This is a genomic window from Ornithinibacter sp. (genome assembly GCF_035443565.1).
Lineage (GTDB): Bacteria > Actinomycetota > Actinomycetes > Actinomycetales > Dermatophilaceae > Fodinibacter.
Genome location: NZ_DAORSO010000021.1, coordinates 11,224 through 19,914 on the forward strand (window position 1 = coordinate 11,224; position 8,691 = coordinate 19,914).

Below are 8,691 nucleotides of genomic sequence, written 5' to 3' on the forward strand. Positions count from 1 at the left end.
ACCGACACACGCCGGACCGACACACGCCGGTCCGACCAGCACGGGACCGACCGTGCGTCAGCTCGCGGGCCCGCAGGTGATGGACGCGGCAGTGATGGCGCGCGCAGTGGCGAGCGCACGGCATCCGGGCGTGCGGGTCACGCGGTTGCCCATCCCGGTGCGAGGGCTGCGCGAGGCCCTGTTGCCGGAACCCGGCGTCCCGCAGGACCAGCGCACATTCGAGGAGTGGCTGACCCAGGCCTGAACCGCCGCGAGTGGCGGCCGAGCGTCAGAAGGTCTCGCCGGTGAGCCGCTCGTAGGCCTCGACGTACTTCGCGCGCGTCTGGGCGACGACGTCCTCGGGCAGCGGCGGAGGCGCCTCGCCCGAGCTCTTCGACCACCCGGATGCCGGCGACGTCAGCCACTCGCGCACGAACTGCTTGTCGAAGCTGGGCTGCGGGTGGCCCGGCTCCCACTGGTCGGCCGGCCAGAAGCGGGAAGAGTCGGGGGTGAGCACCTCGTCGGCGAGCACGATCTCGTCACCGCGCAGGCCGAACTCGACCTTGGTGTCGGCGAGCAGGATGCCGCGCCCCGCAGCGATCTCGTTGCCGCGCGCCAGGATCGCGACGGTGAGGTCGCGCACCCGCGCCGCGAGGTCGGACCCGATCTCGGCCTCGACGGCTGAGAACGGGATCGGCTCGTCGTGCTCGCCCATGGGCGCCTTGGTCGACGGGGTGAAGATCGGCTCGGGCAGCCGATCACCGTCGACGAGCCCCGCCGGCAGGGCGATGCCGCTGACGGCACCGGTCGCGGCGTACTCCCCCAGCCCCCCACCGGTGAGGTACGCGCGGGCGACGCACTCGACGGGGAGCATCTCGAGACGCTCGACGAGCACGGCCCGGCCGCGCACGGCATCCGGGACGTCGGTGGAGATGACGTGGTTGGGCACGAGGTCCTCGAGCTGGGCGAACCACCACAGCGACAGGCGGGTCAGCACCTCACCCTTGTCGGGGATGGGGCTGTCGAGGATGAAGTCGAACGCCGAGATGCGGTCGGACGCGACGAGCAGCAGCTGGTCGGGGCGCGGCTCGCCGGATGCCGGGTCGACCGGCGCGTAGAGGTCGCGCACCTTGCCGGAGTACACGTGGGCGTAGCCGGGCAGGGGCAGGGGCGCGGGCGCATCGGGCATGGCGCTGATTCTTCCAGCCCCCCCGCGGAACGTTCTCGCCCGGTGCCAGGACCTTCGCCGTCGCACCGCCCCTGCGCGCAGGACGTCCGGCATCTTGGCTGCTCGAGCGACCCCATCGCCGGACGCTGCACCACGATCCGCCTAGCGTGGGGGCATGGACCTTCGCATCTTCACCGAGCCCCAGCAGGGCGCGACGTACGACGACCTCCTCGCCGTGGCCCGGGCTTCCGAGGAGCTCGGCTTCGACGCCTTCTTCCGCTCCGACCACTACCTGCACATGTCGGGAGACGGCCTGCCGGGCCCCACTGACGCATGGACCACCCTGGCTGGCCTGGCCCGGGACACCGACCGCATCCGGCTCGGCACGCTCGTCACGTCCGCGACCTTCCGGCTGCCGGGTCCGCTGGCGGTGATGGTCGCCGACGTCGACCGGATGAGCGGCGGCCGGGTCGAGCTGGGTCTCGGCGCCGGGTGGTTCGAGGCCGAGCACGCCGCGTACGGCATCCCCTTCCCACCCCTGGGTGAGCGCTTCGACCGGCTCGAGGAGCAGCTCGCCGTCATCACCGGCCTGTGGTCGACACCCCCCGGGTCCACCTTCGAGCACGACGGGCCGCACCACCCGGTGCGCGCCAACCCCGGCCTCGTGGCGCCCGAGCAGAGCGGAGGGGTGCCGATCATCGTCGGCGGTGGCGGTCGGCGCCGCACGCCTGCGCTCGCCGCACGCTTCGCCGCCGAGTTCAACGCGCCGTTCGCCCCGGTGGCGCAGACCGGTCGGCTCTTCGAGCGCGTCGACGCGGCGTGCCGCGACGTGGGGCGCGACCCTGCCACGCTCACGCACTCGGCCGCCCAGGTCGTGTGCGTCGGTCGTGACGACGCCACCGTTCGCCGCCGGGCGCAGGCCATCGGGCGCGACGTCGACGAGCTCGTGGAGAACGGCGTCGCCGGCAGCTTCGAGCAGGCACGCGACCGCCTCGGCCGGCTCGCCGAGGTCGGCACGACGCGGGTGTACCTGCAGGTGCTCGACCTCGCCGACCTCGACCACCTCGCCGACGTGCACGCCGCGCTGGCCGCACCCCCGGTCCCCGCCTAGCTTCCCTCGACCTGCCGGTGACCGCCGACCTCGAGGACCAGCTCGAACCCCTCCCGGATGCCGTTCGCGCGGTCGCGCAGGCCGTCGCGGCGGGCGAGCGGCCCGACCCACACAGTGCGTACCCACAGCGACCTATTGGTCAGTTCGGGTACGGCCCGGATCAGATGGTGATCTCGCCGCGCTCGGCGAGCAGGGCGATGTCGGTGCGGTGGTGCGAGCCGGGCAGGTCGATCCCGGAGACGGCCGCGTAGGCCCGCTCGCGCGCAGAGGCCAACGTGTCACCGGTGGCGACGACCGAGAGCACCCGCCCACCGGCGGAGACCAGCTGCCCCGAGGCGTCCAGCGCCGTGCCGGCGTGCAGGACGTACGCCCCGTCACCCGCGGGCAACCCGGTGATCGGGTCACCGGTGCGCGGCGTCGCCGGGTAGCTCTGCGCAGCCACGACCACGGTGACGGCGTGCTCGGCCGACCACCGCAGCGGCGGCACCTCCTCGAGCCGGCCCGTCGCCGCAGCCAGCAGCAGGCCACCGAGCGGGGTCAGCAGCCTGGTCAGCACGACCTGGGTCTCGGGGTCGCCGAACCGCGCGTTGAACTCGATGACCCGCGGCCCGCGCGGGGTCAGGGCCAACCCGATGAAGAGCACCCCGACGAAGGGCGTGCCTCGGCGCGCCATCTCGTCGATGACCGGCTGGGCCACGCGGCGCACGACGTCGTCGACGAGCCCGTCCGGGGCCCAGCCGAGCGGGCTGTAGGCGCCCATCCCCCCGGTGTTGGGCCCGGCATCCCCGTCGCCGACCCGCTTGAAGTCCTGCGCGGGGGTGAGCGGAACCACCGTCGAGCCGTCGCACAGGCAGAACAGCGAGACCTCGGGGCCGGAGAGGTACTCCTCGATGACCACGGCGCCGTCGGGCTTGGCCAGGCACTCGCGGGCGTGCTCCAAGGCCTCGGCCCGGTCATCGGTGACGACGACCCCCTTGCCGGCCGCGAGCCCGTCGTCCTTGACGACGTGCGGGGCGCCGAGGGCATCGAGGGCGTCAGCGACCTCCTCCATGGTCGTGCAGACGTGAGCCAGGCCGGTCGGCACCTCCGCCGACGACATGACCGACTTGGCGAAGGCCTTGCTCCCCTCGAGCATGGCGGCGTCCGCCGACGGCCCGAAGCACGCGATGCCGGCGGCTCGAACGGCATCCGCCACGCCCGCGACCAAAGGCGCCTCCGGCCCGATGACGACGAGGTCGACACCGGCATCCAAGGCCAGCGACACCACGGAGTCGGCGTCGGTGACCCCACCGGGCAGGGCCACACAGCGCGCAAGGTCGGCGATGCCGGGGTTCCCCGGGGCGGCGACGACCTCGTCGACCGACGGGTCGAGGCAGAGGGAGCGGACGATGGCGTGTTCGCGGGCCCCGGACCCGACGACGAGAACCTTCACGCGCCCAATCTAGAGGTAGGACCACCCGGAGGCCCTGCCCGGTCCGCGCGGCTAGACTGGTGAGTTCCGTGGCTCGCGCCACGTGCACCAGCAGCACCAGCAGCCCAGCCAGGAGAGCTCACCTCGTGACCGCCCGACCCACGGCGCCCGACAGCACGTCCGAGACCACGCCCGACGTCCCCGACGCGGCTGCCGTTCCCGACGTCGCGGCCGAGCTCGCCCTCGAGCAGGCCCACGTCGACCGGGTCTACGCCGAGCTCGAGAAGGCCAGCCGACGCGCGGCCGACGTCGAGGCCGACGGCCTGGCCCGCGGTCGCACCTCGCGCACCGGTGACGTGCGCGACGAGGAGATGACCGGCCTGTTCGAGCGCGACGCGCTGGTGTACGCCGCGGCCCGCCGGCGCTCGATGATCGACAAGCAGTACGAGGGCCTGGTCTTCGGCCGGCTCGACCTCGGCACCGAGCAGTCCACCGCCGCCGAGCGCGAGGTGCGCTACATCGGCCGCCTCGGGGTTCGCGACGACGACTACGAACCGCTCGTCGTCGACTGGCGCGCCCCCGCGGCATCCGCCTTCTACCGCGCCACCCCCGTCGACCCGATGGGCGTCGTGCGCCGGCGCGTGCTGCGCTGCTCCGGCGCCACGGTGGTCGGCGCCGAGGACGACCTCATGGTGCCCGCCGCCCCCGACGACCTCGTCGTCCTCGGTGACGGTGCCCTCATGGCGGCCCTGACGCGCACCCGCGGCCGCCAGATGCGCGACATCGTCGCGACCATCCAGCGTCACCAGGACGAGGCCATCCGGGCCCCTTCGCGCGGCGTCACCGAGATCACCGGCGGCCCCGGCACCGGCAAGACCGTCGTGGCGCTGCACCGTGCCGCGTACCTGCTGTACTCCGAGCGGCGCCGGTTCGAGAGCGGCGGCATCCTCGTCGTGGGCCCCTCGGCCGCCTACACCGCCTACATCGAGCGCGTCCTGCCGAGCCTGGGTGAGGAGTCGGTGGCGCTGCGGGCCCTCGGCGACGTCGTCGACGGCATGACCGCCACCCGCCTCGACAGCCCCGAGGTCGCCGCCATCAAGGGCTCGCTGCGCATCCGCCGCCTGCTCGCGCGCCTCGCGTCCCGGGCGCCCGCCGGGTCGCCCACGACGTTCCGGGCCTTCATCGCCGGCCATGCCGTCCGCCTCGACGAGCCCGTCCTGCGCCGGGTCCGCTCCGACGTGCTTCGCGGCCACCAGCACAACCTCGCGGCGGATGCCGCGCGCACGGCTCTCGCGGAGGCCGCCTGGCGCTCGGTGCGGGTCGGTGAGCGTGATGCCTTCCTCGAGGCGTTCGAGGGCTCGCGCGACGTCGACGACTTCGTCGCCGCGTGGTGGCGCCCGCTCGACCCGCGCGAGCTGCTGCTCGGCCTCGCCGACACCGAGTACGCCTACGAGGTCAGCCGTGGTGTGCTCGAGCAGGAGGAGGCGGCCGCCCTCGCCGCGTCGTACCGTGACGCCCTGGCGCACGGCTCGTGGTCGGTGGCCGACGCAGCCCTCGTCGACGACCTCGTGGCCCGGCTGGCCGCGGTGCAGGTCGTCGAGCGCGAGGACGTCGGCTTCTACGACATCGAGGAGCTCGACAACCTCACGGCCTACGGCGTGCAGGACGTGCGCGCCGGGATCGACCGCCGGGTCACGACGAACTCGCAGGTCGGCATCGTCACGCCGGCCGATGCCCGGGAGCGCCTCATGATGGGCCGCATCGAGCGGTCGTCCTGGTACGCGCACGTGCTCGTCGACGAGGCGCAGGACCTCTCCCCCATGCAGTGGCGGATGCTCGCGCGTCGTGGTCGCTCGGCATCGTGGACCGTGGTCGGCGATGCTGCCCAGGCCTCGTGGGGCGACCTCGCCGAGGCCGGCCGGGCCCGCGACGAGGCCTTCTCCGGGCAGGCGCGCCAGGCCTTCCACATGGACACCAACTACCGCAACGCCCGCGAGATCTTCGACTACGCCCGCGACGTCATCCTCCCCCTCGTGCCCGACGCCGACATCCCGGATGCCGTGCGCGAGACCGACGTCGACCCCGTCGACCGGCTGGTCGACGGCTCGATGGCGCAGGCGACGTCGGATGCCGTGGAGCAGCTTCTCGCGGAGGTCGACGGCTCGATCGCGGTCATCGCGGCGGGGCGCTGGATGGAGCAGGTCGCCGCGCTCGACGGCAGCGGCGGCGGCCGGGTGCAGGTCATCGACCCGCTGTCGACCAAGGGCCTGGAGTGGGACGCCACCGTCGTGGTCGACCCCGACGGCATCACCGCCGAGTCACCCGGAGGGGTGCGGGTGCTCTATGTCGTGCTGACCCGCGCCGCGCACCGGATGCACGTCCTGCGCCCCGCCTGAACTGGGGCTCAGTCCAGGAGGGCGTGGCGCTGGATGATCTCGTGCCGGCCCGGGCCGACCCCGATCGCCGAGACCCGAGCACCGATGAGCTCCTCGACCCGCAGCACGTAGGCCTGCGCGTTCGCGGGAAGCTCCTCGAAGGTGCGGCACCCCGAGATGTCCTCCGACCAGCCGTCGAGCACCTCGTAGACCGGCTTGGCGTGGTGGAAGTCGCTCTGGTTGACCGGCATCTCGTCGTGCCGGACGCCGTCGACCTCGTAAGCGACACAGATCGGCAGCTTGTCGAACCCGGTGAGCACGTCGAGCTTGGTGATGACGAAGTCGGTGACGCCGTTGATCCGGTTGGCATAGCGGCCGATGACGACGTCGAGCCAGCCGCAGCGTCGCGGGCGGCCGGTGGTCGTGCCGTACTCGGCGCCGACCGTGCGCAGCGTCTCGCCGTCGTCGTCGAAGAGCTCGGTCGGGAACGGCCCCTCACCGACGCGGGTCGTGTACGCCTTGAGGATCGCGATGACCCGCGACACCCGGGTCGGCGGGATGCCGGACCCGGTGCACGCCCCACCCGAGGTGGCTGACGACGACGTGACGAACGGGTACGTGCCGTGGTCGACGTCGAGCAGGGTCGCCTGGCCGGCCTCCAGCAACACGTTCGCACCGGCATCCAGCGCCTTCTCCAGCACCAGGGAGGTGTCGCAGACCATGGGGTACAGCCGCTCGCGGTAGCCGAGCAGCTCCTGGACGACGCGGTCGGCCTCGACCGAGCGGGTGTTGTAGATCTTCGCGAGCACCTGGTTCTTGAACGCCAGCGCCGCCTCGACCTTCTGGCGCAGGATCCCCTCGTCGAAGATGTCCTGGACGCGGATGCCGATGCGGTTCATCTTGTCGGCGTAGGTCGGGCCGATCCCCCGGCCGGTCGTGCCGATCCGGCGGGCGCCGAGAAAGCGTTCGGTCACCTTGTCGAGCGTGCGGTTGTACGGCGCGATGACGTGCGCGTTGGCCGAGACGACCAGGCGTGAGGTGTCGACACCGCGGGCCTCGAGCCCGTCGAGCTCCTGGAAGAGCACCTCGAGGTCGACGACGACGCCGTTGCCGATGACCGGCGTCACCGTCGGCGTGAGGATGCCGCTGGGCAGCAGGTGCAGCGCGTACTTCTCACGCGTGCCGTCCGGCCCCTCGATGACGACGGTGTGACCGGCGTTGTTGCCACCGTTGAACTTCACGACGTAGTCGACGTCACCGCCCATCAGGTCGGTGGCCTTGCCCTTGCCCTCATCGCCCCACTGGGCTCCGACCAGCACGATCGCCGGCATGCCGACTCCTTCCGGACGTGCGCCGGAGCCAGGTGCCCTCGACGCGCGGAAGGCCCCTCGCGCCTACGCTTCGGGGCCTCGTACACCGCAGCCTACCGCGACACTCCCCGCTGCTGCCGAGCCAGGGCCGCTCCGAGCTGGAAGCGCGTGTCCACCCCGTTGACCTCCATGAGCGCGGCGATGTGCCGGCGCACGGTGCGCAGGCTCACCCCCAGGTGGCGCGCGATCGCCTCGTCCTTCAGGCCGAGCTCGAGCAGCTCGACGAGCGGTGCGTCCCCGGCGCCCCCCACGCCCCCCACACCCGCCTCCCCCGACAGCGTGGCGACCGGCACCGCCGAGGCCCACGCGAGGTCGAAGTAGGCGCTGTAGAGCCGGATGACGAGCGGGTCACGGATGATCGCGTACCCCCGCGACGGGTCGTCCCAGGCTGCGAGCGCCACGACCGCGGTCGAGCCGAACACGGCGAACTCGGTCTCGGTCGTGGGCAGCACCCGCTGCTCCTCCCCGACCTCGGCCCACTGGGCCATCCAGCGCCCCCCGTCCGCGGCATCCAGCACCGTCGCCGGGTACAGCGCCCGCTGCGGCGACCCCCGCCGGATGCGGTCGACGTTGGCCTGCATCGTCGCCGCGTCCAGCGCCGGCCCCTCCGCGACGGTCAGCACGTAGTTGCGCAGCAGGCCCGTTGTGTCGGCCAGCAGGGCGCTGACGACCGAGGGCGCGTGGGCGTCCTCGATGACCTCGACGGCTCGTGCGCGGGCACCGAGCGCCCGGCTCGTGACCCGCGAGAGCAGGTCGCGGGTCGTCGCGAGGTCGGCCCGGCGCGCCTCGATCCGCTCGTGCTCGCGCCGCAGCTGCTCCTCCAGGACGAGGAGCAGCCCCCCGTCGCTCGCCGCCGGGTCGGGGGTCAAGGCGTCAGAGCCCCAGCTCTCGGGCGCCGGTGGCACTCGAGGCGCGCAGGAACTCGGCGCACCGGTGGCGCTCCTCCTCCTCGCCGATGGCCTCGGCCGCCCGCGACAGGGCCGCGAGGGCGCGCAGGAACCCGCGGTTCGGCTCGTGCTCCCACGGCACCGGGCCCTGGCCGCGCCAGCCCGAGCGCGCAGCGCGTCGAGGCCGCGGTGGTAGCCGGTGCGGGCGTAGGCGTACGACTCGATGACCTGCCCGTCGGCGAACGCGTCCTCGGCGAGCACCGCCCACGCCAGGGACGACGTCGGGTTGGCCGCAGCCACCTGGTCGGGCGCCACCCCCATCTCCAGGGCGTGGGATGCCGGGTCGTCAGGCAGGTGCGTCGGCGGGATTCCCAGCAGGTCGGTCATGGG

General features: G+C 73.1%; 7 protein-coding genes and 1 pseudogene. 3 read left to right on the forward strand and 5 right to left on the reverse strand.

The window, feature by feature from the left end:
- Positions 1–52: 52 nt before the first annotated feature.
- Complete coding sequence (locus tag PLL68_RS04265; RefSeq protein ID WP_324531958.1) at positions 53–244, forward strand: hypothetical protein; 192 nt, start codon at positions 53–55, stop codon at positions 242–244.
- A 24-nt stretch (positions 245–268) separates the two neighbouring features.
- Here the strand turns inward: PLL68_RS04265 and PLL68_RS04270 are convergent, their stop codons facing one another.
- Positions 269–1,168: a phosphoribosylaminoimidazolesuccinocarboxamide synthase gene (locus tag PLL68_RS04270; protein WP_324531960.1), complete on the reverse strand. Its 900-nt coding sequence runs from the start codon at positions 1,166–1,168 to the stop codon at positions 269–271.
- 154 nt (positions 1,169–1,322) lie between these two features.
- On the opposite strand from PLL68_RS04270, the gene PLL68_RS04275 reads away from it, so the two are divergent.
- On the forward strand, positions 1,323–2,258 hold the full coding sequence (locus PLL68_RS04275) for an LLM class F420-dependent oxidoreductase (protein ID WP_324531962.1): 936 nt from the start codon (positions 1,323–1,325) through the stop codon (positions 2,256–2,258).
- 160 nt (positions 2,259–2,418) lie between these two features.
- On the opposite strand, the gene purD is transcribed toward PLL68_RS04275, so the two are convergent.
- On the reverse strand, positions 2,419–3,690 hold the full coding sequence (gene purD / locus PLL68_RS04280) for a phosphoribosylamine--glycine ligase (RefSeq protein ID WP_324531964.1): 1,272 nt from the start codon (positions 3,688–3,690) through the stop codon (positions 2,419–2,421).
- A 125-nt stretch (positions 3,691–3,815) separates the two neighbouring features.
- Between purD and PLL68_RS04285 the strand changes: the two genes are divergently transcribed.
- Positions 3,816–6,065 carry a HelD family protein gene (locus PLL68_RS04285; protein WP_324531966.1) on the forward strand — a complete coding sequence of 750 codons (2,250 nt, stop codon included), beginning with the start codon at positions 3,816–3,818 and terminating at the stop codon, positions 6,063–6,065.
- A gap of 8 nt (positions 6,066–6,073) precedes the next feature.
- On the opposite strand, the gene PLL68_RS04290 is transcribed toward PLL68_RS04285, so the two are convergent.
- The 3 genes and pseudogenes from PLL68_RS04290 to PLL68_RS04300 all read right to left on the reverse strand — a co-directional run bounded on the left by PLL68_RS04290 (position 6,074) and on the right by PLL68_RS04300 (position 8,688).
- Positions 6,074–7,375 carry an adenylosuccinate synthase gene (locus PLL68_RS04290; protein WP_324531969.1) on the reverse strand — a complete coding sequence of 434 codons (1,302 nt, stop codon included), beginning with the start codon at positions 7,373–7,375 and terminating at the stop codon, positions 6,074–6,076.
- A gap of 92 nt (positions 7,376–7,467) precedes the next feature.
- Positions 7,468–8,283 carry a helix-turn-helix transcriptional regulator gene (locus tag PLL68_RS04295; RefSeq protein WP_324531970.1) on the reverse strand — a complete coding sequence of 272 codons (816 nt, stop codon included), beginning with the start codon at positions 8,281–8,283 and terminating at the stop codon, positions 7,468–7,470.
- Positions 8,284–8,287: 4 nt separating this feature from the next.
- Positions 8,288–8,688 (reverse strand): annotated as a pseudogene (locus PLL68_RS04300) (DUF3151 domain-containing protein).
- Between the last annotated feature and the right edge of the window lie 3 nt (positions 8,689–8,691).